A 25,889-nucleotide genomic window follows, 5' to 3' on the forward strand; every position below is an offset into this window, starting at 1 on the left:
GCCCTCCGCCGTCATTCCGGGGCGCGCCGAAAGGCGCGAACCCGGAATCATTGTCCCGCGGGTGCTGCCGCCCGATGGATTCCGGGTTCGATGCTGCGCATCGCCCCGGAAGGACAGAGAGTGAGCGACGAGCCCCCGCGCCGGGAGCAGGGGAGCCCTGTCCAACCCAAGTTCCCGTTGCGCCCGCCGGGTCCGTGCGCTATCCGGCCGGAAAGGCCTGAGGTGGCTCCACATTTTCCCGCCCCGGCCGACGCAAACCCGAGGACGGAAACCGCCATGCCAGCCTATCGCTCCCGCACCACCACCCACGGCCGCAACATGGCGGGCGCCCGCGGCCTCTGGCGCGCGACGGGCATGAAGGACGCCGATTTCGGCAAGCCGATCATCGCGGTGGTCAACTCCTTCACCCAGTTCGTGCCGGGCCACGTGCATCTGAAGGACCTCGGCCAGCTCGTGGCACGCGAGATCGAGCAGGCCGGCGGCGTCGCCAAGGAATTCAACACCATCGCGGTCGACGACGGCATCGCCATGGGCCATGACGGCATGCTCTACAGCCTGCCGTCGCGCGAGTTGATCGCAGACAGCGTCGAGTACATGGCCAACGCGCATTGCGCCGACGGCCTCGTCTGCATCTCCAATTGCGACAAGATCACGCCCGGCATGCTGATGGCCGCGCTCAGGCTCAACATCCCCGCCGTGTTCGTCTCGGGCGGGCCGATGGAGGCCGGCAAGGTCAAGCTGGCCGGCAAGACCAAGGCGGTCGACCTCATCGACGCCATGGTGGCCGCGGCCGATAGCAAGGTCAGCGACGAGGACGTCAAGGTGATCGAGCGGTCGGCGTGCCCGACCTGCGGCTCCTGCTCGGGCATGTTCACCGCCAATTCGATGAACTGCCTCACCGAGGCGCTCGGCCTCGCGCTGCCCGGCAACGGCTCGGTGGTCGCAACCCATGCCGACCGCAAGCGCCTGTTCGTCGAGGCCGGCCACACCATCGTCGATCTGGTCCGCCGTTATTACGAGCAGGACGATGCCTCCGTGCTGCCGCGCAACATCGCGAATTTCAAGGCGTTCGAAAACGCGATGACGCTCGATATCGCGATGGGCGGCTCGACCAACACCGTGCTGCATCTCTTGGCTGCCGCCCATGAGGGGCAGGTCGCCTTCACCATGAAGGACATCGACCGTCTGTCGCGCCGCGTGCCCGTGCTCTGCAAGGTCGCGCCTTCCGTCGCCGACGTGCATGTCGAGGACGTGCACCGTGCCGGCGGCATCATGGGCATCCTCGGCGAGCTCGACCGCGCCGGGCTGATCGACACCTCTGTTACGACCGTGCACGCGCCGACCATGAACGAGGCGCTGGAGCGCTGGGACATCAAGCGCACCAAGAGTGAGACGGTCCGGACCTTCTATCGCGCTTCGCCCGGCGGCATCCCCACGCAAGTCGCCTTCAGCCAGGAGCGCCGCTACGACGAGCTCGACGCCGACCGCGAGAAGGGCGTCGTGCGCGATCTCGCGCACGCCTTCAGCAAGGACGGCGGTCTCGCCGTGCTCTACGGCAATCTCGCGCAGGACGGCTGCATCGTGAAGACCGCCGGCGTCGATGCCTCGATCCTGAAATTCTCCGGCCCAGCGCGCGTGTTCGAAAGCCAGGACGCGGCGGTCGAAGGCATCCTGGGCGGCAAGGTCGTCGCCGGCGAGGTCGTGGTCATCATCTATGAAGGCCCTCGCGGCGGCCCCGGCATGCAGGAGATGCTGTATCCGACCAGCTATCTGAAATCGATGGGCCTCGGCAAAGCCTGTGCGCTCGTCACCGACGGCCGCTTCTCCGGCGGCTCCTCCGGCCTGTCGATCGGCCATCTGTCGCCGGAGGCCGCCGAAGGCGGCAATATCGGTCTGGTGCGGACGGGCGACATCATCGCCATCGACATCCCGAACCGCAGCATCAGCCTCGAGGTCTCCGACGAGGAGCTCGCCAAGCGCCGCGCCGCGGAGGAGGCGAAGGGCGATGCCGCCTGGCAGGCGCAAGGCCGCAAGCGCAACGTCTCGACCGCGCTGCAGGCTTACGCCGCGCTCACCACCAGTGCCGCGCGCGGTGCGGTGCGCGAGGTCAAGCGGCGTCCGAAGTAGGCGGCATCGGCGCCACTGGCCTGGATCGGCGATCTTCGGAACGCCTCGCGGCTCCGTGCGACCACCCGGATGCGCCGTTGCAGGAAGTAGCCGGAACGGGGATCGGGAAAGAACGGCCCCCGCCTCCCTAGGGCGTGGGGCTGGTTGGGGTGGGAGCGGGAGCCGTTTGCTCAGTGGGCACCCGACGTGCGGGCTCGCCCGCCAGGCATCATCAACTTAGTGCATTGTCCACATTTTGCTATTTAATTTTTATTAATTTTGTTTTTATTTTTATTTAATCGTGCCATCCTAAGAAAAATCGTCGAAATCCATTTTTTCCGAATCCAGCCGAGGCGGTCGCCGTATCGAGGTTCGTCCGCAAAGGTTCGGATTGCCAGTAGCGGAGTTAGCCATGAGTCATTCTCCATCACTCGTGCCGCAAATCACGACAGACCGGGACGTCTATCTTGTGCTCGATGATTTCGGCCGCCGCCTGGGCCGGGCTTGGTGCGAGACGGCCGAGGAGGACGCCAATCGCGCGACCCTGCTCAGACATCTCGCCGAAGGGCAATATCTCCATCCCGCACGTATCGTGGCCTTCAATACCGCGGAGGGATGGTCGCGCGATGCCACCGCTGAAATCGCCGATGAGCTGCGCCGTCGCTTCGTCGAACTGGAGGAGACCGATCCCTCGCTGTTGGAGTTTCTGGAAAGAGCAGCGAGGCGTTGAAAGCTCGAACATGGAACGAGGATGAACTGCAAATTATGCTCGAACGAGTGCCGCGGCGATCTCCGATCGCGGACTCGCTATCATGCGCACCCCCGCGCAAACATCCCGCGCGTTAATGCGCGTGGTCAATGAGTTCTTACCGCTCCGCCGCGATCGATCGTTCGCATTAAGGATGCCTCGACGAAGTTCGGCAAGGCAAGGTTTTGCGCCGTATACTCCCGCGACCTTCGCAGATCCGTTTCGGGCAACTGGGGCACCACCGCAATGTCTCGTACTCTCGCTGTCGTTTTCTCAACGGCCGTCGCCGGCATTTCCATGACGGGCGCGGCCTCCGCCGGCTGCTACAATTGCTACACGCCGCCGCCGTGCACGACCTGCTACCAGCAACAATATGTGCCGCCGCAATACCGCACCGTCGACGAGACCGTGATGGTCTCGCCCGGCTCCGTGGTCGCGCACCGCACGCCGGCGCAGTACCGCACCGTGATGGTGCCGCAGACCGTGATGGTCGCGCCGCCCAGCGTCCAGTACGAGCGCATCCCGCCGCAATACGCCACCCGGCAGCGCGTCGAGATGGTCTCGCCGGGTTATTCCTATTACGCCCCGGTGCAGATGAACTGCGCGTCCTGCGGCTACTGAGCTAGACGCAAACAACAAAGAATTTCAGGACGGCGCTCTTCCTTTCTGTTGCGCGCGCAAAGGTGAGGGAGCCTTTGAACCGCAAGGCCCGGAACGACACGAAACGGCATGAGCTCGTTTCTGGACTCCGTCGAGCGACCGCAACTCGGGCTGGTCGCTGCTTTCGCCGTTTCACTGATGTGCGCAGTTGCGGTGGTCTGGTCGGTCGGCTCGACCGATCGCGTTACCTATCTCGGCCCGGACCACGGCCAGGAGCAGACCATCACACAGGTCCGCCTCAAGACGCTCCCACAAGGGAGTTACGTGATCGAACGGGGCGCGATCTACAAGGCAATGCAGGCAGGGTGCCGCTACGACTTGAACTACAGCCCTCAATTCGGGCGCAACGTCAGCGACCGGCAGAGGACCAAGTACATCCGGAGTGCCGTCCTGGTTGATTGCCCGAAGAGCTAGACAGGTTGTGCAGGAAAAGGAACGCGCCGCGCTCCGGCCGGCAAAGGTTTGAGCACTTGCGCCAACTTGGCGTTGCCTTGCGCGGTCGACTACGTTAAGCGACACCCATTCCCGGGACTGGAAGGGTGGCCGAGTGGTTTAAGGCACCGGTCTTGAAAACCGGCGTGCCCGCAAGGGTACCGTGGGTTCGAATCCCACCCCTTCCGCCAGTATATTGTTCTCCACTGTTCGCAGTCGTTCGAACTCCACAGCAAAATCAGTATCTTGCGCCGAAGATCTGTACTTCCCAGTTCGTCGGTGTTCTCCCTAATCGGGATGCTGACCGTAGCTTTAGACCGTGGGTTCGGAGGACGGTTTTCCCGGAGGAACAATGGCTGGAAGGCTGAAACCACTTGACGTAGAGCGCCAAAACAAGCCCGGCAAATATGCCGACGGCGGGGGTCTCTACTTGATCGTCAACGGACCGACATCGAAGAGCTGGTCCTACCGATATTGGAAAGACGGCAAGGAGCGATGGCACGGCCTCGGCTCCTTCAAGGATGTGTCGCTAAAGGATGCGCGGCTCGCGAGGGATGCAGCCCGGATCCGCGTGAAAGGCGATCGAAGCACCGCTGGCGTGGACATCGTTCAGGAGAGGCGAAAGGAACGCGAAAAGACAAAGGCCGTCGAAGCCAAGGTGGTGTTGTCGACGTTCGAAGAATGTGCGGAAGCGTACATCCGGACGAACTGGTCGACCTGGAGCGAGAAGCATCGCAATCAGTGGCCATCCTCTCTCAAGCGCTACGCCTATCCGATCATCGGCAAGCTGACGATTCCGGAGATCAAGCCGAGTCACATCCATGATCTTTTGCAGCCGATCTGGGTGGAGAAGCGCGAGACTGCGAACCGCGTCCGCGGCCGGATTGAAACTATCATTGCGAAGAACGTCGATATCGACGATCCAGACTTTCGCAACCCGGCCGAACTGACGAGGCAAATGCGTGAGAAGCTGCCAAAGCGCCCCAAACGGGTGGTTCGCCATCATCCAGCCTTGCCATATAGCGAGGCTCCGGCGTTCATGAAGGTCCTTGCGGGCGCCTCTGGAACGGCCGCCGCCATGCTGCGCTTCCTGATCTTCACGGCCTGCCGCACGAACGAGGCCGTAGAAGGGCGTTGGTGTGAAATCGATAGTCCGGCCGCGATCTGGAAAATCCCTGGCGAGCGGATGAAGATGGATCAGGACCATCACGTTCCCTTAACGGGTCCCGCCCTTGCGGTGCTCGACGAGATGCGCAATGGCAGCCAAGGTGAGCTGATCTTTAGCAATCCCGATGGCGGAGCATTCTCTGAAAATGCGATGCTGGCGGTACTTGATCGTCTCGGCTACGGACACGTTACGGTGCATGGCTTCCGATCTACCTTCGCCACCTGGGCTGAGGAATGCACCGACTATCCTGATGGAGTTCGCGAGGCTGCGCTTGCCCATAAGTACAAGAGCGAGACTACTGCGGCCTATCAACGTGGCCAGAAGCTGGAAAAGCGACGAGCTCTGATGAACGATTGGGCTGCATTCCTATCCGGTAGCAATGTGATTCAATTGGCTGATCGGAGGGCAGGGTAGGGTGCGCCCCGTTCTGGCCGCAGATGAAGAGACTCTTGGTGACCGAGGAAGTCCAACCGAAGTCTGTGCTCCCCCTAAGACGTCCCTAAGACGGGGTGACGGCCCGCGTTCGGCGCACGGATAGCGGAAGTCTCAATGGCTTCCGCCTTGTTCGCCTGACAGCAATGCGGGAGTTATGAGATGGAGAGACCGAGGACGACCAAGAAGAAACAAGAACGCAAGCGCAGACCGCCGCCGGACCCAGAGCACACGCTACTCGCGACTGTGAGATCGGTGACGGTAAGTTACTACGTGGGAAACTTCGGCGATGGTCTCTCCGACGAAGCCATCACCGATGTGCTTTGCGAAATCGTTGCGCTGACGCCTGACATGCCCGAGTATCTCGGCAAGGAAGTGACCTGCTCGCTCATGTGCTCGCGCCAGTATGGTCGCGTCGATGATCCTGACGAAAAGGGATGGCCGCGCATCGGTAAGGGGAGGACTGTCCCGGAAAGGCCCTTCTTACTCAACATGCGGCTAGGCAGCGATGGAGGCTTGTTTTCCGCCTACCTGCCGGAGGCTGCATACTGTTGCAAGCCGACCTTAAGATCGGCAGGTTGAAGTTCATCGAGGTGAAATTCATCAGGTCGCGGCACGGGCATGGTGATTTGACCAGTATCTACTTATCGGAAACACTGCCGGAGAAACCGTGAAAAGTATCCGCAATCATGGTCCGTGCATCTGGTGCGCCGAGTGCCAGCCCTTCGCCGTTTGCTGTGGGTCCAAAGCGGCGATCCAGCCAATCGACCCGGCGTCCGGTCTGCGGCCTTCGCAGATTTTGAACTGAGGTTCGCTCTCCTGTAACGCGACGGTCCGGAGACCTGCGATTCCACCTCTAGCTGGTTTCAAGGAGTGTTGCATTTCAAGCCACCTCGCTCGGCCTGCTGGCTGGCTAGACTGCTATTTCGGTGAGCCTTGTCCGTCCTGGATCTCGATTACTTTCGAGAGCAGATCGGCCGTCACTTGTAAGCTATTCCGCACCTCCGCGAGCCGTTGATTGGATAGCAGTGGCGGTCGATGCGACAGTTCTAGGATGAACTCGAAGACCCGATCCGAATTGCGCATGAGTTGCAACAAATGCTCTCCGCTAGGGCCGTTCGTCCCAGAGAGCCAATTCTTAGCGGTTCTTTCATTCGCCCCCGTCCATCGCATCAAGGTCTTCTGAGCTTGATGGCTGTTGCCAAGCTCGGCCTTGAGAACATCTGCGATCAGGCTTGCGTAAGTCGGCGGCGCCTTTCCGCCATTCGGAAACGTCCTGCCCGTTTTCGGAAACATGTTTCCCCCCGAGCTACGTTATAGTTTCAAATACTCGATCATTCATTTTTGACGCTAGTAGGGCGATGATGTTGGAGGAAACGTCTCATTCACGCGCTGAACCGGAGAGCCAGGCTGCTCAACCCGCCGCTGAGTACGTGCGTATGTCTACCGACCACCAGCAATACTCAACGGCGAACCAGTCACAGGCCATTCGCGAGTACGCTGCTCGTCACGGCTTTCGGATTGAGAAAACGTACGAAGATAGTGGCAAGAGCGGCCTCAATCTCGATGACCGACAGGCGCTAAAACAGCTCATAGAGGATGTTCAGAACGGGGCGGCCGATTTCTCAACCATCCTAGTCTACGACGTCAGTCGCTGGGGGCGCTTTCAGGATGCCGACGAAAGCGCCTATTACGAGTACATCTGCAAGCGTGCAGGCATATCGGTTCGCTACTGCGCCGAGCAATTCGAGAATGACGGCAGCCCCGTCTCAACCATCGTCAAGGGCGTCAAGCGCGCGATGGCTGGGGAGTATAGCCGAGAACTGTCAGTCAAGGTTTTCGCCGGGCAGCGGCGTTTGATCGAACTCGGCTACCGCCAAGGCGGCCCCGCTGGATATGGATTGAGGCGGCAGTTGATCGATCAGGACGGTACCGCCAAAGCGAAGCTGGCTCGCGGCGAGCATAAGAGCATCCAAACAGACCGGATCGTTCTGATTCCTGGTCCGGAGCAAGAAATCGAGACTATTCGGTTCATTTACGACGCCTTTGTCGCTCAAGGCAAAAGCGAGCGAGAAATTGCAGACGGCCTCAATGCCAGGGGGATCACGACCGATCTGGGGCGCTCCTGGACCAGGGCGACGGTGCATCAAATCCTCATCAACGAGAAGTACATCGGCAACAATGTTTGGAATAGATGCTCATGCAAGCTCAAGGGGCGACGAATTCACAATCCTCCTGAACGCTGGATTCGTCGCGACCAAGCCTTTGAACCGGTTGTCGATGAAGATACTTTTAGATCTGCCCAAGCAATCATCTCCGAACGTTGCAGGCGCTACTCCGATGAAGAGCTCCTAGATGTGCTCCGCGGCCTGTTGGAGCAGCACGGTTATCTCTCTGGCATCATCATCGACGAACTTGAGGTCGGTCCGTCCAGTAGCATCTATCGCACGCGCTTTGGTAGTTTGATCCGCGCCTATCAGCTCATCGGCTTCAGTCCAGAACGCGACTATCGTTATATCGAGATCAATCGCGCGTTGCGCCGAATGTATCCCGACTTTATTGCCGCGACGGTGCACGGAATTGAAGAGATCGGAGGAGCGGTCCGCGCGAACCCGGAAACGGACCTTCTCACAGTCAACGACGAATTCACCGCTTCGCTCTGCTTGGTCCGATCGCAGGAGACCATAACTGGTTCTCACCGATGGAAGATCCGCTTTGACGCGGGCCTGCGACCGGACATTACGGTGGCGATTCGAATGAACCAGATGAACAGCGCCGTGCTCGACTACTATCTGCTGCCCCGCTTCGAGATGGAGGCTGAGCAGGTCGCCTTGGCCGAATATAACGGGCTGGCGCTCGATGCCTATCGCTTTGACACCCTTGACATGCTGTTCGAACTGGCTGCTCGCTCGCAGTTGATGGAGGTCAGCTATGGGATCGGCCCAATGCATTGAGATCATTCCGGTCGGAGCTATCGACGTGGTCAACCCGCGCGCACGAAACCGACGGATTTTTAAGGAGATCGTCACGAGCGTCGCGGAGCTCGGACTGAAACGGCCGATCACGGTCAAACGGAAAGCTTGCGAGGGCGAGCCGCGCTACGATCTTGTGTGCGGTCAGGGCCGGTTGGAAGCGTACCAGGCACTTGGGCAGCGCGAAATTCCCGCTGTCGTCGTGGACGCCACGAACGAAGACAGCGCCATTATGAGCTTGGTCGAGAATTGCGCCCGCCGGCAGCACCGCGCAATCGACCTTTTACATGATATCGAGGGGCTGCGAGGGCGTGGCTATGAGTTCGATGACATCGCCCGCAAGACCGGATTGAGCATCGAGTATGTCAAGGGCGTGAGTAGCCTGTTGGAGAACGGGGAGCACCGGCTGCTCCGTGCCGTTGAGGCCGGACAGATGCCGGTCAGTATTGCCGTCATGATTTCCCAAGCTCAGGACGCCGACATCCAGTCCGTGCTGCAGCAAGCTTACGAAGAGAAGCTCCTGAGGGGCCAACGGCTCCTCGCAGCCAAGAAGCTGATTGAGCAGCGGCGGCGTCGGGGCAAGGGGTATAAGACCGGTCCAAGACGGACGGATGGGGCGCCGATGAGCTCCAATGCGCTTTTGCGAGCCTACCGGCAGGACGTCGACCGCAAGCGGGTGCTGATCCGCAAGTCGAATAGCACCAAGGCCCGGCTGATCTTCATCCTTGAAGCCTTGCGAAAGCTTCTGGTCGAGCCAGAATTTCTGGCCATTCTGGAGGACGAAAGGCTCGATACCTTGCCTAAAAACCTTGCATTACGGCTGCACGGGCAGGGATAGACTATGGCACGTCGGCCTCACATTTCGGTTCGCATGGGCTTCGAAGAACGCACGGCGGTGGTGAGGTTGGCCGACATCCAGCCGTTAAAGCTGGTGTCCGAGGAGGTGAAGCGCTCGCCGAAATATCGCCAAATCGCGGCATCGGTTGCCGAGATCGGGCTGGTCGAGCCGCCCGTAGTGGCGCGAAGCCGCGACGGCCAGAGTAAGTTCCTTCTACTCGACGGCCATTTGCGCTTCGAGGTTTTGCGAGACCGCGGCCTCTTGGAAGTGGAGTGCCTGATCTCAACCGAGGACGAGGCGTTCACTTACAACAAACGCGTCAACCGCATTGCCATCATTCAAGAGCACCGCATGATCTTGAAGGCGATTGAGAACGGCGTGTCGGAAGCCAGGATCGCCAAGGCGTTGAATGTCGACGTTGCGAGCATTCGCAGGCGACGCAAGTTGCTGGATGGCATCTGCGTCGAGGCGGTTGACTTGCTCAAAGAGAAGCACCTGACCCTCAACTCGTTCTCGGAGCTGCGTAAACTTGCGCCGCTGCGCCAAATCGAGGCGGCGGAGCTGATGATCGCGATGAACAATTTTTCTAACAGCTACGTGCGCTCGCTGGTGGCGGCGACGCCGCGCAGCCAGTTAGCTGCCGGCTACACGCCTCGGGCGCCTAAGGGATTGTCGGACGAGCAGCTCGCGTTGATGGAGCGGGAGTCAGCTTCCCTGGCCCGCGAATTCAAGGTGGCCGAACAGACATATGGAACCGATCATCTCGATTTGGTGCTGGCGGTCGGCTACCTGTCAAAATTGCTCCGCAACGGCAAAGTGGTTGGTTATCTCGCCAAGCACTTTCAAGAATTGCTGTTTGAATTCCAACGGATCACCGAGTCCGAAGCCACCGCCGCTTAGGTGCTCGACGACAACTCAATCGGTTTGGCCACATCAGCGCGTGCGTTGTTATGAAAGAAACGCCGGATGCTTTGTAGGCCGCGCAAATGAACGCATTGGCTCAATAGTTGGCCGGGGCCGCCTAGTCGCGCATTCAAGTGCGGTGTCTTGGGACCCATATCGTGGATAGCGGCCGTGGCTTTGGACGAACGCGCCGAATAACGCTGATCTACCAAGGGAATGTGGAGGAGGGAGTATCCTCCGGGAGCGCGAAAAGCGTGGAGTTACCCGCGTAACGACGGTTGGAAATGTTCAAACAAGCTCAAAGGTTTGCAACGACAGTAAAAATTCTATTTTCTCGAAATGCCAAATAGCGAGTATTTTCAGCAGCTTGTTGCGCGAAGATTTCGCTCTTAAGTCGCGCTCTGATAGAGGGCCTGTTACCAAGCCGAATAACGTTGAGTTCGCTAGAAAGGAGCTGCGCCCAGCATCCTCAGAATGTTCACTCGCGAGAAGCTGAACATCTAGGAACAGGGCGATGATTTCTACGAAAGGTGAGGGCGAGCGCGGCGTTGTCGCGACCGTGAACGAGACGATGTTTGCGCTGAAAGTCGGTCGCGCGAAGCTCTATGAACTGCTGCGTTCGAAAGCGTTGGACAGTTACCGCGAAGGTGCTTCTCGAAAGATTACCTGGAGCAGCATCGACGCTTATGTCCAACGTCGTCTGGCAGAGGAATCTAAGCGGCGGGGCAGCGAGTAGGCCATGCAGCCCGCAACCGAAGTTCCAGCAGCAATAGTGTCCTCGAAGGATCGTAAAAGCGGTGCGAGGAGGCAGGTGCCATTCGCTAGCGAAGTGCGCGTTTCATTTCTAATCAAAGACTTGGAGGCTTGTTTGGGAAAGAGTTGTCCCATTGAATTGCAAGGCTTTTCAGGATTCATACCCAAACTCCCAATCTCGGCAACTGACCAACCGCTTAGCCTGCTCAGTCTCGATGGACGAGGTGCGTTCGTTCGGCTCGGCTTAGGGGAAGCCCTTGCGATGGCCGCACCGTGCAGCCAGTGCACCAGCCGTAACCGGTCTGCCGCGGATAGGAATAGCCATGGTTGAGCGGAAGCCATGCGACGGGTTCTCGCTCGGGCGGCTGGTCATTTTTCCATCAGTTCACCGGCGAGGAATGATCCAGCGTACAGCTTCGGCTGCCGCGGGCGCAAAAAATCCTGAGAAGATCATCCGAGCGACTGTTGACCGGGCCCGAGCCTCTCTTTCTCGAAAGGGATTCCCGTACTCGGAAATCGAGCGGGATTTGCGGGATCTTGAGACAGCCATCCGATCGCGGGTGAACTTCATTCTCGCGCACCAGGGAGCAGCCCAATGAGCGGGACAAATCGGCGCAAGTACCACCAGAATGGAGAGAACCGGGGCCGCTATGTGATGGTCACCGAGTTCATGATGTCGTCCGCCGCATGGCAGTCGCTGGATGGAAATTGCAGGGCCCTCTACATCGAAGTGGCTAGGCGATACAGGGGGCCGAACTCGAACAACGGCAAAATCCCCTACAGCGTGCGCGAAGCCGCCGCAGCGCTTCATATTGGTCGCACAACAGCGCAACGCTGCTTCGAAAAACTGCTCGACCGCGGCTTCCTGAAGATCGGAAAGCGGTCAGGGTTCAACATGAAAGGTCGGGTAGCTACCGAATGGTTGCTCACCGAATACCCTGATCAGCGAACAGCCGGCACGTTTGTCGCAAGCAAGGAATTTATGAGTTGGAAGCCGGGAATTTCATTTCACAGTCCTGTTTTAAACATTCAAAGTCCCACGTCAGAGCCACCACTGGTGCTGAGGCGGGACCGTGTTGCGTGAATACAACATTTATGGCTCTCACGTGGGACTGTGGGGGCTTGTTTCTCACCTCATCAGTCCCGTCAGAAGGACACTACTTACTTTACCAAGTGGGTGATCTAGGCGCTGGACGCCACGGCGCCACCGGACTGGCTGGACCAGCGATGGCGCGTCCGCGAAGTGTGACGCTCTGCGGGCGTCGGGAGCTCCTTAGCGGGACCATTCTGATCGGCGCCCGCTGGCAGCTCAGCGCCCATGGCGGTCGTGGCCGCGGCGCGCGAGACATCGCCGCCCTGATTCACGAGATGAGACAGGGCACGGTGAGACACCCGAGCGGTGGGACTGCGGCGACATCTGATACGACGCGCATGCGAAACGGATACGAACCGCAACGGGAGGAGACAATGGTTCACACGAGAGGCGGCGGCATCGGCAACATGGCCGGCAGCTACGACCACGCCCGTGCCGAGGTGATCGAGGAGTTGGCCAGCGCATCATCCAGGGAGGCGGCTATGGCGATATCACCCGAGGACGGGCTTGGACCGGCGGATTGGTAAGACCAACTTCCCGTGTGGGAGCGGGACGCTCGGTCATCATGGGGGTGGCTGGAGTGGTTAGCCAAGGCGAAGCCGGGCGATGACTGGGCGCCGGAGATGGGGAGCGCGACGCTGAGTAGCGGCTGGGGCTGCCCGTGTCCGAAGCTGCCCATGTCCGAAATGGCTCAGGCCGCGCTCGACCTGATCGCCGCCGGAACATCAGCTTCAACGTGCCCTGCGAACCCGGGATGCGTGCCGTCAAGCACTGGCTGGAAGTCCGGGTTGCGAACGCGGGCCGAAGTGGCCCAAGCCAGACCGCCTCTGCCTTTGCGGAGCTTAGGGGGTATTCCCTACGTGCAAGCCGCTCGTCGAAGTTCGCGAGCGCCATGGAGGAACCATGGCTGGTAGGCTCAATGGCGCCTTCAGGCAGGCGAGGAACACTTGAACGCGGTGAGACAGTTTGTGAGACACTTACGTGGTATCTCATGCTGGGGATCGTGGAAGCGTGGAAAAACGTGCGCGCTTTTAGCCCTGACGAGGCAATGATGGACTTAGACACGCAAAAAGGGGTGTTTTGCACTGAATTCGGCTGGTGAGACACCCCGAGTCAGCGCGCACGGTGAGATGAGACAGGTGCCTCAGGCGCCGCCCGGGTGGAAACGCAATTTTGAGAAACACTTAGCGTGAGACACCCCGCGGCCTGGCAGGTGAGACACCCGGGGCAATGATGCAATCCAATACGCAGCTCAGCCACTGGGCAGCCCCAGCTCAACCCATCCACGTTCCGGGCGGGTGCCGCTCGTCACGCGCTCTCCTTGCCTCAACCATCGCATCATAAGTACGCCTTAGCTCGGATCCTGGGGGCGCCTCCGCCCCCTGCTGATCCAGTTCGGGTAAAAAGGCGAAACCGAACGCCCGATTAAGCTCGCGCTCGTATGCTTGAACGGCCAAATTGTAATCAGCGAAATAGTCGCGGCCCCCCCTGCGATCAGTCAAGCGGCTTCCCTCATTCGCATGCGCGGCCACTTTGTCATTCTGCTGTATCGAGACATCCTGAGTAGGAGCGATATCAGCGACTGATCGTTTGCCGGCTCTCTCCGCCAGCCGCCGGAAAACGTTCGCCATACGCGCCTGCTTCTCGGCCTTCTTTGGGTCGAGTTCAGTTTCGCATCGCGCCTGAAGGCGCCTGGCCATTTCTAGATGTTGTTCGGGCGTGAATCGCATCGCCAGATTACTCCCGGTTCCCGCGTGTTAGATATTGTTCATCTACTCGGTGGGGGGGCTTCTCTGATCGAGAGCGGTTGCTCATGTTTTGCGGTTCGCGCGTACTCACGCCGTGTTCTGAGATCGGTCGTAACAACACATGTCGCTATCGGCACGTCGTAACGCTATCGCCGTCACCCAAACCGATTGTGGTGCACATAATTCCTCCGTTTCCTACGGAAGCTTTCTCGGAATCAGCCGGCACTGCGAATGGCGAAAAGTCCAGCGCGCGTTCCTCTTTCTCTCGGCGGATTTGGCGGGCTCGTTGCCGATGGTAATCCTCCGTCACCGATCTCGCTAAATTTGACGTAGCTGCTCGGGGATCAAAATCGAAGCCTTGGGCATCCACTGAAGAAGCGGCACAAAGCACGACCGCTACCGACAAGGCCAAACTTTCAAAGCGCATGAATTATCTCCCCGCAGCTATCGAATGTAACTTAAAAGCGGTCGCCTTAAAAGCGGTATTCCGCCGAAATTGCAGGGGTGAAACGAACCCACAAAGGCCCACTTCGGGACGTCTTGGCGAAGAACATGCGTCGCCTTCGCGCAAAGCGAGGGCTCAGCCAAGAAGCTTTGGCCTATGAATGCGGTATCAATCGGACTTACCTGAGTGGCGTTGAACGATCTGAGCGGAACGTCTCAATTGACAACATCGCTCGCATAGCCCGCGGCCTGAAGATCGAGCCGTATATCCTCTTGAAGGATGATTGATCTAATTTCAGACTCCGGCTTGGCGGAACGGGGCTCCTCCAGACTGGTTTGACAAGACGTTGAACTCGCACGGATTCGGATCGCCCATCGAGAACCGCGCTAAGTTTCTACGGATGCTATCTACAAACGCCATGGGCTACATCCGTCGCAACAAATGGAGTGCCAAGTCGCTGTCATCTGAGCACAATAGCTGAGCCTTCGCATTTCCAATGTGAGGCGAGGGCGGGCGTCTAGCCCAGATAAGGTGTCACATCGGGGATCACGCTCCCAAGCGGTCATTGGCAAAGCGGAACAAACCATCCTACCAGGTACCGTGCCACCGCTGTAAGGACCATTTCCATTTGAAGCACATCAACCTGACGCGCACCCCTCTTCGAGACAGCCGGGAAGTAATCACGTCGGTCGAAGATTCCGTGCGCACTTCTTCGCGGTTGGACCGGGAGCCCTCGACATCGCGGCGGACTACATCGCTGCACTCAAAGCCGTGAGCTTCGGCCGCACCTATCCGATCCTCCAGCGACACGATTGGGCGACCCGCCGACCTGAATTTTTCCGCTGCCGGCTTGACGCGCAGCCGGTGGAGGACGACCGACCTATCGGCCAAGTGTCCGAGACGCCATGAAGATCGCCGGGCCGGCTATGTCGAGCCCCACGCTTCCGAAACCTTCTACGGCTCGGGAGACACCTTTGCCGGCCCACTGAGTCATGACAAGGTGTCGAGTCAAAATCTCGGACGCTAGAGAGGACGACCTTTGTCGGATATCGCGAGGTCGCCCGGGGCGCCAGTCCGTGATTTTGTTGCAATGCGCAGCCCGAAGTCGCAACCGAGTACGACCAAATTCTTGGTGCAATCGAAACCGTTGATTGCTAAGTGGCGCTACGATCTCGTAAAAATTGAGGTCGAGCGCGATTCGAGATAAACATTGGCGTTGGCACAACCTGCGGTGCTGGCATTATGCCAACGCTTCGCGGTCTCAACCGGCTTAATGTCCGATACTCGAACCGCTACCATTGAACCACTTGAGCAAACGGAATGGCAGATCAGGATTCGAACGCGGCGCCCAACAAGAGCAAGCGGTCCAATGGCAAGAGCGGTGATCTTGGCTTCGAGGCGGAACTGTTTAAGGCCGCCGACAAGCTGCGCGGCAACATGGAGCCATCCGATTACAAGCATGTCGCCCTGGGCCTGATTTTCCTCAAGCACATTTCCGACTCATTCGAGGCCAAGCGCGCCGAGCTTCTGGCCGACTACCCCGATGGTGCAGAAGATCGCGACGAATACGCGGCCGAAAACGTCTTCTGGGTGCCGCCCACGGCACGCTGGTCCCATCTTCGGGCGAATGCGAAACAGCCCTCGATCGGTAAGATGATCGACGAGGCGATGATCGCCATCGAAAAGGAGAACGAGAACCTCAAGGGCGTGCTGCCCAAGGACTACGCCCGTCCCGCGCTCAACGCGGTGATGCTTGGCGAACTGGTCGACCTCATCTCGGGCATTGCGCTCGGCCAGAATAAAGGCGAAGCGCGCGACGTGCTTGGCCGCGTCTATGAATATTTCCTCGGCCAATTCGCGGGGTCGGAAGGCAAGCGCGGCGGCGAGTTCTATACGCCGCGCTCGGTAGTACGTGTGATGGTCGAGATGATCGAGCCCTACAAAGGCCGCGTCTATGACCCGTGCTGCGGCTCGGGCGGCATGTTCGTGCAATCAGAAAAATTTGTCGAACTCCACGGCGGCCGCATCGGCGATATCGCCGTCTATGGGCAGGAGTCGAACTACACCACTTGGCGGCTGTGCAAGATGAACCTGGCCGTACGCGGCATCGACGCGGACATCAAATGGAACAGCGAGGGCAGCTTCCACAAAGACGAGCTGCGGGACCTGAAGGCGGCTTTCATCCTCGCCAATCCGCCCTTTAACATTTCCGATTGGGGCGGCGAGCGACTGCGCGAGGATGTGCGCTGGCGCTACGGCGTGCCGCCCGCCGGAAACGCCAACTTTGCTTGGGTGCAGCATATCGTGCACCATTTGTCTCCATCAGGAGTGGCTGGCGTGGTGCTGGCCAACGGTTCGATGTCGTCGACGCAGAACGGGGAAGACGCCATCCGCCGCGCGCTGATCGAGGGTGTGGGCGATGCCCCGGGGGTCGTCGATTGCATGGTCGCGCTGCCGGGCCAGCTTTTCTATTCGACGCAGATCCCGGTCTGTCTTTGGTTTCTGGCCCGCGACAAATCTAACGGCATCGCGCGTACCGCCAAGCTGCGGGATCGGCGCGGTGAAATCCTGTTCATCGACGCCCGCAAGCTCGGCCACATGGTGGATCGGACACGCAAGGAATTCTCCGACGCTGACATCGCGAAGGTCACGCGCGCCTATCATGCTTGGCGCGGCGAAGGCGAAGCCGGCGCCTATGAAGACATGCCCGGCTTCTGCAAGTCGGCCACGCTGCAGGAGATCAAAGCGCACGGCTACGTTCTGACGCCCGGGCGTTATGTGGGCGCGGCAGATGTTGAAGATGACGACACATCCTTTTCAGAACGGTTCAGCGCGTTGCAGTCCAAGCTAGAGGGAGATTTCGAAGCTAGCAGTAAGCTGACGGCCACCATTCGGCAGAAACTTTCGGGACTCGCGCCCAATGGGTGAATGGCACACCAAGACCATTGGTGATCTTGTCCTTCTACAGCGTGGCATCGATCTTCCGGATGCCGAACGAAAGAAAGGCCAAGTGCCTATAATGGGCTCGTTCGGTATTACCGGATGGCACAATGAGGCGGCTTGCAAAGGTCCAGGAGTCACGGTTGGTCGAAGCGGAGCCTCTGCCGGCGTCGTATGCTATATTGACCAGGACTACTGGCCACTCAACACTTGCCTTTACGTAAGAGATTTCAAGGGTAACCACCCGAGGTTTGCATATTACCTGTTGAAGACGTTTGATCTGGCAAGCCTCAATTCTGGAAGCGCGCAGCCGTCACTCAATCGCAATTTTGTTCACCCTGTCCCAGCGACTTTTCCAGATCCACCGGAACAAGAGGCGATCGCCTCCGTCCTCGGCGCTCTCGACGACAAGATCGAGCTGAACCGGCAGATGAACGCGACGCTTGAGGCGATCGCGCGGGTGATCTTCAAGGATTGGTTCGTCGATTTCGGCCCGACCAGGGCGAAGATGGAAGGCCGCGCGCACTACCTTGCGCCGGACATCTGGTCCCTCTTCCCCGAGCGCCTCGACGATGAAGGCAATCCGGAGGGATGGAGAGCAGGAATTTTGGGCGATTTAGCATGCCAAGTGGGCGAATCGGTCAGTCCTGAGACTCTTGATCCGAAAACACCCTATATCGGCCTCGAACACATGCCGCGCCGATCAATCGCTCTGGCGGAATGGGAAGGAGCCGGGAAGGTAACGAGTGGCAAGTTGGCTTTTCGAAAGGGTGACTTCCTCTTCGGAAAGTTAAGGCCATACTTTCACAAGGTCGGCATAGCTCCCGTCGACGGCATATGCTCAACCGATATCGTAGTCCTAAATGCCCGCGAAAAAGCTTCGAGTGCATTCGTGCTGACTTGCATTTCACAGGATGAATTCGTCGCGTTCACCGACCGAACCTCCGATGGCACAAAGATGCCAAGAACAAGCTGGAGCCGGATGGAACGATACGAGCTTTGCCGGCCAAGCGGAGGCGTACTCGAAGCCTTCAACGTATGCGTAAAGCCAATGCTTGAGCGCATTGTTTCAAACATTCACGAATCCCGCTCTCTTGCGGCCACCCGCGATCTATTGCTCCCGAAGCTGATGTCAGGGGAGGTTCGCGTCAAAGATGCCGAAAAAAACGTCGGGGAGGTCACATGACGTTCTGGCTCACCCAGTCAGAAGCCGCCGCGCTCTTTACGATAAAGCAGCACCGCCAGCGGCTCGCGACGTAGGGAGAGGTGGTCGCGATGTCAGCAGATTGGTATCCCGGCATTCGCTCCTTCTGTGGGCATTGGAGTCACGCGCCAATGCTTCAACATACGTTCAAATCTTTAGAGCGGGAGTTCTCTGAGAACAGCGACGGCTGCATAGATGCCGCAAAGGCTATCGTTGAATGTGCATGTCGCGTGATAGTAGATAATCTCGACAATCCGACCAGTCCGGTAAAGCCCGCCGAAGAAAATCCGGCATTCGGCGCATGGGTAAGCGCAGCGGTCAGGGTACTTGAGCTAAGCGAAGTCCGCGACGAAGCATTCAAGAAGCTCATATCCCAACACCACAAACTCACGACCACGTTAGGCGATCTGCGGAACAAGGCCGGGACGATGAGCCACGGCAAAGATGGTTTTATAGCGAAGCTATCGACCCATCATCGGCGTGCTGCGCTCTTGGCTGCCGACGCGATCGTCACGTTTCTTCACGAAGCCTATCTGGAACGGGAATTGGACGCGGTTTCGAGCAAGGAACCATACGAACGCTTCAAGACCACAAACGAGATCATCGATTCGTTAGCAGGGCTTCGAGGCGAGATGGATGAAGACGGCGTACCGCATCTCTACATTGTCTTGCCCGGGCCGCATCCGCGTGAAGAAATAGAACTTGCCGCGCCAGTCTCGCAGTTGCTTTTCGAGTTGGATCGCGAGGCTTACAAATTGGTGTTGAACGCTTGCCAAGAAGCGAAGGCCGCTGCGCCTCAAGACGCGGAGGTCGAAAATGGCTTATCTTTCTGAAGCCGCCCTGGAGCAGGTGCTGCTCGATCAACTAGCCGGCCTCGGCTACGCGATCGCCGCGGACGGCGAAATCGGCCCCGACGGAAAGGCGCCTGAACGGGAAGCCTACGCCGACGTGGTTCTTATCAAGCGCCTGAACGCCGCTATCGAAAGACTCAACCCAGCGATTCCGCCAGAGGCGCGCGGAGATGCCTTACGGAAGGTCCTGGCGACAGAGAGGCCGTCGCTCGTCGAAGAGAACCGCCGCCTACACAAGCTGATGGTCGAGGGGGTCGATGTCGAGTTCTACAGCGAGGACGGCACGATCCGGGGGGACAAGGTCCGTCTGATCGATTTCGATGATCTCGCCGCAAATAACTGGCTGGCTACCGGTCAGTTCACAGTGGTTGAAGGCAACGTCAACCGCCGGCCGGATATCGTCGTCTTCATCAACGGCCTGCCGCTAGGCGTAATAGAGCTTAAGGCGCCTGGCGGCGGGGACGCCGCGCTTAGCGGCGCATACAACCAGCTTCAGACCTACAAGGCGCAAATTCCTTCGCTTTTTAGAACGAACGCCGTTCTTGTCACTTCGGATGGCGTCACGGCGCGAGTGGGCTCGCTGACTGCCGATCAGGAGCGGTTTATGCCCTGGCGCACCACCGACGGCAAACTCAGCGCCACGAAGGGCCAGCCCGAACTCAACATCCTGATTGAAGGCGTGTTTGACCGTCGCCGCCTGCTCGATCTGCTGCACGATTTCACGGTGTTCGGCGAAACGGGATCTGGCCTCGCGAAGATCATCGCGGGCTATCACCAGTTCCACGCCGTGCGGCACGCCGTGGATAAGACAGTCGAAGCTTCGGCGCCGCAGGGTGATCGAAAGGTCGGCGTGATCTGGCACACGCAAGGTTCGGGCAAGAGCCTTTTGATGGCGTTCTATGCCGGGCAGCTCGTGCGCCGTCCCGAGCTTGAAAATCCGACAATCGTGGTCATCACCGACCGCAACGATCTCGACGATCAACTATTCGGCACGTTTTCAATGTGCCGCGATCTGATCCGGCAAACACCTATCCAAGCCGACAGCCGCGATGATTTGCAATCAGCGCTAAGCCGCGCCTCAGGCGGCGTGATTTTCACGACGATTCAGAAGTTTTCGCCCGCAACCGGCGAGTCGGTCTATCCGATCTTGTCTGAGCGACGAAACATCGTCGTGATTGCCGACGAAGCGCATCGGAGCCAATATGGCTTTCGAGCCCGGATCGAGCAGAAGACGGGCGAAATCGCCTATGGTTTCGCAAAATATTTGCGCGACGGGCTTCCCAATGCATCCTTCATCGGGTTCACCGGAACGCCCATCGAGAAGGACGATGTGAACACGCCTGCAGTGTTCGGCGAATACATCGACGTTTACGACATCAGCCGGGCGGTGGAAGACGGCGCCACCGTTCCAATCTACTACGAGAGTCGCCTTGCGCGTATTGAGATTCCAGACGAGGAGAAGCCAAAGATCGATGCTGAAATCGAGGAGCTGACCGAAGACGAAGCTATAGCCGAACAAGAGCGAATCAAGCGCAGGTGGGCGACGGTTGAAGCGCTGGTAGGCTCGGAGAAACGGCTTGCCATGGTCGCGGCCGATCTAGTGCGACACTTTGAAGATCGCGTCGCCGCTATGGACGGCAAGGCCATGGTGGTTTGCATGAGCCGCCGCATTTGTGTCGCGCTCTACAGCCAAATTATCGCGCTTCGGCCCGATTGGCACAGCGATGACGATCCTGCGGGTGCGGTCAAAGTCGTGATGACCGGGTCAGCGGCCGACCCGCAAAGCTGGCAACCGCATATCGGAACCAAAGCGCGGCGCGATCTCTTGGCGAAGCGAGCGAAAGACCCGAAGGACACGCTCAAGCTCGTGATCGTCCGCGACATGTGGCTGACCGGCTTCGATTCGCCGTCGATGCACACGATGTATATCGACAAGCCAATGAAGGGCCACGGGCTTATGCAGGCGATCGCCCGTGTGAACCGCGTGTTCCGCGACAAGCCGGCCGGCCTAGTCGTCGACTACATTGGGATCGCCCAGAATCTCAAAAACGCTCTTGGCCAGTATTCCGGTTCAGACCAGCGTCAGGCCGGGATCGACGAAGCCGAGGCAGTTGCCATGCTGCTTGAGAAGTTCGAAGTCGTGAAGTCGATATATCACGGCTTCGACTACGCGCGCGGCTTGGCGGGCACACCTCACGAGCGGCTTATTGTGCTTGCCGAGGCAATTGAGTGGATACTTACCCGCCAGCACGAAGCCGCAGCCAAGGAAGCCACTGTAGAAGGCAAGCGGCGCGAGGGGCGTCGGTATCAAGATGCCGTGCTCGCGCTCTCCAAGGCTTTCGCGTTGGCGTCTGCCAGCGATGAGGCCCGAGCCATCCGTGATGACGTCGGCTTCTTCCAAACCGTTCGCGCCGCGCTTGTGAAATCGGCAGACGGGGTCGGGAAGAGCACAGCCGATCGAGAGTTTGCGATTCAACAGATATTGGATCGCGCGGTTGCCTCAACGGAGATCGTCGATATTCTCACTGCCGCCGGCATCAAGACGCCCGACATTTCGATCCTGTCCGATGAGTTCCTTGCCGAGGTTCAACAACTCGAAAAGAAGAACCTCGCCCTTGAGGCGCTGCGTAAGCTGCTGAATGATGAAATCCGCTCGCGCAGCAAAACGAATGTCGTCGAAACCAAGCGCTTTTCAGAACGCCTAGAATCTGCCATCGCCCGCTACCACATGAACGCGATCAGCACCGTCGAGGTATTGCAAGAACTGATCGATCTTGCGAAGGAGGTTCGCGCCGCCCGCAGGCGCGGTGAAGAAGAAGGTTTATCGCAAGATGAAATAGCATTCTATGATGCCCTGGCTGAAAGCGAAAGCGCCGTCGAACTCATGGGGAACGATTCGCTCAAACTAATCGCCCACGAACTTCTCATCAGCCTCAAGGGCAGCGTTTCGGTGGACTGGTCACGCCGTGAAAGTGCGCGAGCCCGGATGCGCCTCTTAGTAAAACGAATACTGCGCAAACACGGCTACCCACCCGATCTTCAGGACGGAGCTGTACAGACTGTACTTCGGCAGGCGGAAGCTTTGTCTGCGAGCTGGGCGATTTAGACGAGCAGGGACGACCTACCCTCGGGGGCGGATCACCGCTCCGTCACACCGGGAGAGCAAGCTCTTGTAAAGACGTCATATTCGGGCAGGCCGATGAAGGCGGGGGAAGAATCTACGGTGACAAGCTACTAATTGTAGAGCGGGCAACATTCGCGCATAGATGATAGAACTTTCTGCCGTAGTGCTGCAGCTGACTGCGCACGCTAGTGTGCTTCTTAGTCGTAGGCAGGGCCGGAAGAGAATCGGGCGCTCTGTTGCGGGAGGCTAACGCCGCGGCTGATCATTGCTCGCCGGAGTGGACTGACGCAACTCCTGCCGCAGCCATGCAAGACGGCGCTGTAGCCAGGAGCGATGGCTGTAAAGTTGAGCAATGACCCGAGCGCGTTGTCTGGATAGGCAAGGCATTAGCCTCCCGTATAATTCTCTCGAGCTGCCTTCTGCCTCCCTAGCATTAGGCATGTACCTATGCCCTGATCGGACGGCCCAAATCGGTGCATAAGCTGGCGATAAACACTGCTTTCCGTCGAAGGTTTCAATGCAGGCCGCTCTGAGCCGAGGCAACGTGCCTCGGCCGACCATTTGTGGGTCGCAAACGTTGCTGGTGACATCTCTTGGACCGGAAGCTCTGGCCAGCATCAAGTCAGGCAGCCTAAAGCGAAGGTAATTTCAGGTTGACTCTCTTTGCTTCGTTTCGTCAACTAGTGGTTGGGGGAGGACAGCATGGCTCAGCCAACGGTTAGCACGTCAAGGTCGGCCGCGCACGATAGATTGGCCTATTTCGAGGTCCGCGGTCTTTTCAGCGCGTTCACATATCGCATCCCGCTCAACCTCAACCAGCGCGTCACAGCAATCATTGCGCCAAATGGCAGCGGAAAGACAATCTGCCTTCGCCTCATCAATTCGCTTTTCACGCAGCAGTGGTCGTTCTTTTCCGACCTAGATTTCGAATCGGTGCACTATCGTTTCGAGTCTGGTTTTCGGGTCACTATCTCTCATGAACCTAGGTCGGAAGAGGGGGAAGAAGCCGCAACTTCCCTCGGCATCGTCTTCAAGGTGGAGCATCCAACAGGCGAGGCATTTGACTGGCGCCCGGGGCCGACAGATCCAAAGATCATCCGAACTCTGCCGTTGGAGCGTTACATCAATTATTTGACGCGGCGCAGCCTGAATCAGTATGTGCACGACTATACGGGTGCGTCTTACACCTATCTTGAGGCCGTCGAAGCCTTCTCGTCTGCTCTCCCGCAAGGGTTCCGGCACGCTATTTATGGAGAAATGCCACCCGTCCTGGGAAGATTGGTCGGCAACATTGATTGCCATTTGATTGAGACACAGCGACTGCTGATCCTCAGGGACGAGGTCGATGACGCGCCCTATCGCTCCAGTCGCACGCAGCGGTCGAGCTTAGCTATCGCCCGGAAAGCGCAATTACTGAAGACGATTATTGCGAAGGACCTAACCGCCTATGCTGCTCTGTCGCAATCCCTAGATCGATCATTTCCGAAACGGGTCATCAACCTGCAATCGATTCTGGACCCCGAGAATCTAAAGGCCCGGCTCGCGATGCAGGACGAGAAGCGCGCCAGCCTGATGTTGGCGGGCATATTGGACTCGGAGATCGATGATCCTGTTACCTTGCCTGAAGGAAATCTTCCGGACGCCATTTCGCGTGTGCTTAGCGTTTTCGCTCAAGACACAGAGCAGAAACTCGACGTTCTCACAAAACTGCAAACCCGCATCGAATTGTTTTCCGAGCTCATCAGAGAGCGTTTTTCTTCCAAAGATGTAGTGGTTAGTAAAGAGAGTGGCTTTGAGATCACATTTCGAAATCAGCGTATTCCTCTAGACGCTCTTTCGTCCGGTGAGCAGCACCAACTGGTTCTTTTCTTTGAGCTGCTGTTTGAGTTGCGTGAGAATGCATTAATTCTGATCGATGAACCCGAACTGTCCCTTCACGTTGCCTGGCAAAAAAAATTCATTCTGGATCTGCAACGGATCATTGCGCTCAATCAGTTTGACGTGATTTTGGCTACTCATTCGCCTCAACTGATCAGCCGGTGGAATGATCTTGTAGTCGAGCTCGGTAAGGTAGACGAAGAATGATTTCTATCGCGGAGTTCATGGATGAATACGATATTGCCCAGGAAATCAGACTAGAGCGGCAGGTGCATAAAGGATCGTTCTTGCTGCTTGAGGGCGACAGAGACATCAAGCGATTTTTGCGATTCTTGGATCCGGCCCGGTGTTCTGTTGTGAATTGCTTCGGTCGAGGCAATCTACTTGGGGCAATCGCTATTCTGTACGATGAGGGATTCCCTGGCGTGCTTGGTCTGGCAGATGCAGATTTCGACAGGCTGAATTCTACCCTCGTGGAACATGAAGGCGTAATCTACTCAGATGGTCATGACTTCGACATGGATTGGGCCTGCAAGGGAGTTCTCCAGAGATATTTGGCCGAGGTGGCCCATGCAGATAAATGCGAAGCAATGGGAGGGATTGAGGCCATCTGCGATTTCATCCATCAATGCGCGAAACCACTATCTGTCCTTCGCTACATCAGCGTCACCCAAAATGTTAAGCTGCCTATGAAGCGGGTGAAGCATCATGAAATATCGAAAGACGCTGCCGTAGACATCGATCTCTTGATCGACAGCGTAGCGATTGGCCCGCATGCGGCCAAGGCTGCATCCTTGAAAACGCTTGTGCTGAACCATGTGAAGAAGGAGTTCGACAAGCTTCAACTGACCAACGGTCATGATTTTCTAGCTATGCTTGGCCTTGCGCTGCAGTCGCGGCTTGGAGACCGAAAAATCCAACAGACTTGGGGGAGCGAGGTCGAGATTCACATCCGCTTAGCTTATTCTGACGAGGATTTCTTGGCGTCCTCGATTTTTGTTGCGATCCTCGCCTGGCAAGACGAAAATCTTCCATACGTTATTCTGAAGTCGTCTTTGAGCGATAGACGGACTGAGCGGCCGGTGTAACTACCGCCCAAACAGCCGTTCGGTTACGACCGGAGCGCCAAAGCTGCGGACACCACGATTCCCGGGATTGCCGGGGCTCCCAGGATTGCCTGGATTTCCAGGATTGCCAATGTTGCCGGGATTGTAGCTGCCCCGCCGTATGATCGTGTTCTCGTGCAATTCACCGACGTAAGAGCCAGACAATTCGTGCACGTGTGTTCCGTTCAATTGACCAACCGGTCGACCATAAAGGTCGTGAATAAAACGGCCGCGGACGAAACCCACCGCGTTTCCCTGTGCGTTGTAGACGTAAGTCGTCATGATCCTGTTGCCTGTGCTCCTTGATCTTAAAAACTGATGCTCTAGATGCAAGCTTCTATTGCTGTTTGACCGCCGTCCGTTGATCTTCGACCAGGCCGGAGAGCATTGGTTCCTGTGGGCGCTAATTGGCTTTCCGAAAGAATGATCAAGACCGCCTGGGAACTTGAGAGCCTATGATCCAAGCTTCTCTAGACGGGTAAAGAGAT

22 protein-coding genes and 1 tRNA gene are annotated in these 25,889 nt (G+C 58.1%); 20 read left to right on the plus strand and 3 right to left on the minus strand.

What is annotated here, in order from left to right; translation table 11 throughout:
* The first annotated feature begins 276 nt into the window (after positions 1-276).
* The 7 genes from ilvD (at position 277) to I6F24_RS26905 (ending at position 6,128) form a co-directional block, all read left to right on the plus strand.
* Positions 277-2,127: a dihydroxy-acid dehydratase gene (ilvD, locus tag I6F24_RS26875; RefSeq protein WP_109143722.1), complete on the plus strand. Its 1,851-nt coding sequence runs from the start codon at positions 277-279 to the stop codon at positions 2,125-2,127.
* Between the two features lie 448 nt (positions 2,128-2,575).
* Positions 2,576-2,836 (plus strand): hypothetical protein, encoded by a 261-nt coding sequence (locus tag I6F24_RS26880; protein WP_225137321.1) that lies wholly within the window; start codon positions 2,576-2,578, stop codon positions 2,834-2,836.
* A gap of 315 nt (positions 2,837-3,151) precedes the next feature.
* The gene (locus tag I6F24_RS26885) at positions 3,152-3,475 is read left to right on the plus strand and encodes a hypothetical protein (protein ID WP_036028057.1); all 324 of its coding nucleotides are present in this window, start codon (positions 3,152-3,154) and stop codon (positions 3,473-3,475) included.
* Between the two features lie 108 nt (positions 3,476-3,583).
* Positions 3,584-3,928, plus strand: coding sequence for a hypothetical protein (locus tag I6F24_RS26890; RefSeq protein ID WP_036012306.1), 345 nt, complete (start codon positions 3,584-3,586; stop codon positions 3,926-3,928).
* A 119-nt stretch (positions 3,929-4,047) separates the two neighbouring features.
* A tRNA-Ser gene (locus tag I6F24_RS26895) sits at positions 4,048-4,137 on the plus strand.
* 161 nt (positions 4,138-4,298) lie between these two features.
* Positions 4,299-5,528 (plus strand): integrase arm-type DNA-binding domain-containing protein, encoded by a 1,230-nt coding sequence (locus I6F24_RS26900; RefSeq protein ID WP_225149726.1) that lies wholly within the window; start codon positions 4,299-4,301, stop codon positions 5,526-5,528.
* 180 nt (positions 5,529-5,708) lie between these two features.
* Positions 5,709-6,128, plus strand: a complete 420-nt coding sequence (locus I6F24_RS26905) for a hypothetical protein (RefSeq protein ID WP_225149725.1) — start codon at positions 5,709-5,711, stop codon at positions 6,126-6,128.
* 339 nt (positions 6,129-6,467) lie between these two features.
* On the opposite strand, the gene I6F24_RS26910 is transcribed toward I6F24_RS26905, so the two are convergent.
* Positions 6,468-6,842 (minus strand): hypothetical protein, encoded by a 375-nt coding sequence (locus I6F24_RS26910; RefSeq protein ID WP_225149724.1) that lies wholly within the window; start codon positions 6,840-6,842, stop codon positions 6,468-6,470.
* Positions 6,843-6,910: 68 nt separating this feature from the next.
* On the opposite strand from I6F24_RS26910, the gene I6F24_RS26915 reads away from it, so the two are divergent.
* From I6F24_RS26915 to I6F24_RS26945, 6 genes are all read left to right on the plus strand, one after another.
* Positions 6,911-8,500 (plus strand): recombinase family protein, encoded by a 1,590-nt coding sequence (locus I6F24_RS26915; RefSeq protein WP_225149752.1) that lies wholly within the window; start codon positions 6,911-6,913, stop codon positions 8,498-8,500.
* The gene (locus tag I6F24_RS26920) at positions 8,478-9,356 is read left to right on the plus strand and encodes a plasmid partitioning protein RepB C-terminal domain-containing protein (RefSeq protein WP_225149723.1); all 879 of its coding nucleotides are present in this window, start codon (positions 8,478-8,480) and stop codon (positions 9,354-9,356) included. The genes I6F24_RS26915 and I6F24_RS26920 overlap by 23 nt, the downstream gene beginning before the upstream one ends.
* Positions 9,357-9,359: 3 nt before the next feature.
* Positions 9,360-10,256 carry a plasmid partitioning protein RepB C-terminal domain-containing protein gene (locus I6F24_RS26925; protein WP_225149722.1) on the plus strand — a complete coding sequence of 299 codons (897 nt, stop codon included), beginning with the start codon at positions 9,360-9,362 and terminating at the stop codon, positions 10,254-10,256.
* Between the two features lie 517 nt (positions 10,257-10,773).
* Complete coding sequence (locus tag I6F24_RS26930) at positions 10,774-10,995, plus strand: helix-turn-helix domain-containing protein (RefSeq protein ID WP_225149721.1); 222 nt, start codon at positions 10,774-10,776, stop codon at positions 10,993-10,995.
* A 612-nt stretch (positions 10,996-11,607) separates the two neighbouring features.
* Positions 11,608-12,096, plus strand: coding sequence for a hypothetical protein (locus I6F24_RS26940; RefSeq protein ID WP_225149719.1), 489 nt, complete (start codon positions 11,608-11,610; stop codon positions 12,094-12,096).
* A 383-nt stretch (positions 12,097-12,479) separates the two neighbouring features.
* On the plus strand, positions 12,480-12,632 hold the full coding sequence (locus I6F24_RS26945; protein ID WP_225149718.1) for a hypothetical protein: 153 nt from the start codon (positions 12,480-12,482) through the stop codon (positions 12,630-12,632).
* A 747-nt stretch (positions 12,633-13,379) separates the two neighbouring features.
* On the opposite strand, the gene I6F24_RS26950 is transcribed toward I6F24_RS26945, so the two are convergent.
* Positions 13,380-13,835: a hypothetical protein gene (locus I6F24_RS26950; RefSeq protein WP_225149717.1), complete on the minus strand. Its 456-nt coding sequence runs from the start codon at positions 13,833-13,835 to the stop codon at positions 13,380-13,382.
* Between the two features lie 570 nt (positions 13,836-14,405).
* Between I6F24_RS26950 and I6F24_RS26955 the strand changes: the two genes are divergently transcribed.
* The 7 genes from I6F24_RS26955 to I6F24_RS26985 all read left to right on the plus strand — a co-directional run bounded on the left by I6F24_RS26955 (position 14,406) and on the right by I6F24_RS26985 (position 25,383).
* Positions 14,406-14,585, plus strand: a complete 180-nt coding sequence (locus I6F24_RS26955) for a helix-turn-helix transcriptional regulator (RefSeq protein WP_225149716.1) — start codon at positions 14,406-14,408, stop codon at positions 14,583-14,585.
* A 1,033-nt stretch (positions 14,586-15,618) separates the two neighbouring features.
* A complete protein-coding gene (locus I6F24_RS26960) occupies positions 15,619-17,226 on the plus strand; it encodes a class I SAM-dependent DNA methyltransferase (RefSeq protein ID WP_225149715.1) in 1,608 nt (535 codons plus the stop codon).
* The gene (locus tag I6F24_RS26965) at positions 17,219-18,424 is read left to right on the plus strand and encodes a restriction endonuclease subunit S (RefSeq protein WP_225149714.1); all 1,206 of its coding nucleotides are present in this window, start codon (positions 17,219-17,221) and stop codon (positions 18,422-18,424) included. The genes I6F24_RS26960 and I6F24_RS26965 overlap by 8 nt, the downstream gene beginning before the upstream one ends.
* Before the next feature lie 149 nt (positions 18,425-18,573).
* Positions 18,574-19,275: an abortive infection family protein gene (locus tag I6F24_RS26970; RefSeq protein WP_225149713.1), complete on the plus strand. Its 702-nt coding sequence runs from the start codon at positions 18,574-18,576 to the stop codon at positions 19,273-19,275.
* On the plus strand, positions 19,259-22,399 hold the full coding sequence (locus tag I6F24_RS26975) for a type I restriction endonuclease subunit R (protein WP_225149712.1): 3,141 nt from the start codon (positions 19,259-19,261) through the stop codon (positions 22,397-22,399). The genes I6F24_RS26970 and I6F24_RS26975 overlap by 17 nt, the downstream gene beginning before the upstream one ends.
* Positions 22,400-23,119: 720 nt before the next feature.
* Complete coding sequence (locus I6F24_RS26980; protein WP_225149711.1) at positions 23,120-24,502, plus strand: AAA family ATPase; 1,383 nt, start codon at positions 23,120-23,122, stop codon at positions 24,500-24,502.
* Positions 24,503-24,519: 17 nt separating this feature from the next.
* Complete coding sequence (locus I6F24_RS26985; protein WP_225149710.1) at positions 24,520-25,383, plus strand: DUF4435 domain-containing protein; 864 nt, start codon at positions 24,520-24,522, stop codon at positions 25,381-25,383.
* On the opposite strand, the gene I6F24_RS26990 is transcribed toward I6F24_RS26985, so the two are convergent.
* Entirely contained in the window at positions 25,384-25,683 is a 300-nt protein-coding gene (locus tag I6F24_RS26990; RefSeq protein ID WP_225149709.1) for a 4-fold beta flower protein, read from the minus strand. It lies immediately after the preceding gene.
* Positions 25,684-25,889 lie beyond the last annotated feature (206 nt).

Origin of the sequence: Bradyrhizobium sp. BRP23 (assembly GCF_020194135.1) — a bacterium.
GTDB classification, from domain to species: domain Bacteria; phylum Pseudomonadota; class Alphaproteobacteria; order Rhizobiales; family Xanthobacteraceae; genus Bradyrhizobium; species Bradyrhizobium yuanmingense.

What these genes read in the sequence shown, in the direction of transcription:
- ilvD (WP_109143722.1), top strand. Translation starts at nt 277, where the DNA reads ATGCCAGCCTATCGCTCCCGCACCACCACCCACGGCCGCAACATGGCG.
- I6F24_RS26885 (WP_036028057.1), top strand. Translation starts at nt 3,152, where the DNA reads ATGACGGGCGCGGCCTCCGCCGGCTGCTACAATTGCTACACGCCGCCG.
- I6F24_RS26890 (WP_036012306.1), top strand. Translation starts at nt 3,584, where the DNA reads ATGAGCTCGTTTCTGGACTCCGTCGAGCGACCGCAACTCGGGCTGGTC.
- I6F24_RS26900 (WP_225149726.1), top strand. Translation starts at nt 4,299, where the DNA reads ATGGCTGGAAGGCTGAAACCACTTGACGTAGAGCGCCAAAACAAGCCC.
- I6F24_RS26905 (WP_225149725.1), top strand. Translation starts at nt 5,709, where the DNA reads ATGGAGAGACCGAGGACGACCAAGAAGAAACAAGAACGCAAGCGCAGA.
- I6F24_RS26910 (WP_225149724.1), bottom strand. Translation starts at nt 6,842, where the DNA reads ATGTTTCCGAAAACGGGCAGGACGTTTCCGAATGGCGGAAAGGCGCCG.
- I6F24_RS26915 (WP_225149752.1), top strand. Translation starts at nt 6,911, where the DNA reads ATGTTGGAGGAAACGTCTCATTCACGCGCTGAACCGGAGAGCCAGGCT.
- I6F24_RS26920 (WP_225149723.1), top strand. Translation starts at nt 8,478, where the DNA reads ATGGGATCGGCCCAATGCATTGAGATCATTCCGGTCGGAGCTATCGAC.
- I6F24_RS26925 (WP_225149722.1), top strand. Translation starts at nt 9,360, where the DNA reads ATGGCACGTCGGCCTCACATTTCGGTTCGCATGGGCTTCGAAGAACGC.
- I6F24_RS26930 (WP_225149721.1), top strand. Translation starts at nt 10,774, where the DNA reads ATGATTTCTACGAAAGGTGAGGGCGAGCGCGGCGTTGTCGCGACCGTG.
- I6F24_RS26940 (WP_225149719.1), top strand. Translation starts at nt 11,608, where the DNA reads ATGAGCGGGACAAATCGGCGCAAGTACCACCAGAATGGAGAGAACCGG.
- I6F24_RS26945 (WP_225149718.1), top strand. Translation starts at nt 12,480, where the DNA reads ATGGTTCACACGAGAGGCGGCGGCATCGGCAACATGGCCGGCAGCTAC.
- I6F24_RS26950 (WP_225149717.1), bottom strand. Translation starts at nt 13,835, where the DNA reads ATGCGATTCACGCCCGAACAACATCTAGAAATGGCCAGGCGCCTTCAG.
- I6F24_RS26955 (WP_225149716.1), top strand. Translation starts at nt 14,406, where the DNA reads ATGCGTCGCCTTCGCGCAAAGCGAGGGCTCAGCCAAGAAGCTTTGGCC.
- I6F24_RS26960 (WP_225149715.1), top strand. Translation starts at nt 15,619, where the DNA reads ATGGCAGATCAGGATTCGAACGCGGCGCCCAACAAGAGCAAGCGGTCC.
- I6F24_RS26965 (WP_225149714.1), top strand. Translation starts at nt 17,219, where the DNA reads ATGGGTGAATGGCACACCAAGACCATTGGTGATCTTGTCCTTCTACAG.
- I6F24_RS26970 (WP_225149713.1), top strand. Translation starts at nt 18,574, where the DNA reads ATGCTTCAACATACGTTCAAATCTTTAGAGCGGGAGTTCTCTGAGAAC.
- I6F24_RS26975 (WP_225149712.1), top strand. Translation starts at nt 19,259, where the DNA reads ATGGCTTATCTTTCTGAAGCCGCCCTGGAGCAGGTGCTGCTCGATCAA.
- I6F24_RS26980 (WP_225149711.1), top strand. Translation starts at nt 23,120, where the DNA reads ATGGCTCAGCCAACGGTTAGCACGTCAAGGTCGGCCGCGCACGATAGA.
- I6F24_RS26985 (WP_225149710.1), top strand. Translation starts at nt 24,520, where the DNA reads ATGGATGAATACGATATTGCCCAGGAAATCAGACTAGAGCGGCAGGTG.
- I6F24_RS26990 (WP_225149709.1), bottom strand. Translation starts at nt 25,683, where the DNA reads ATGACGACTTACGTCTACAACGCACAGGGAAACGCGGTGGGTTTCGTC.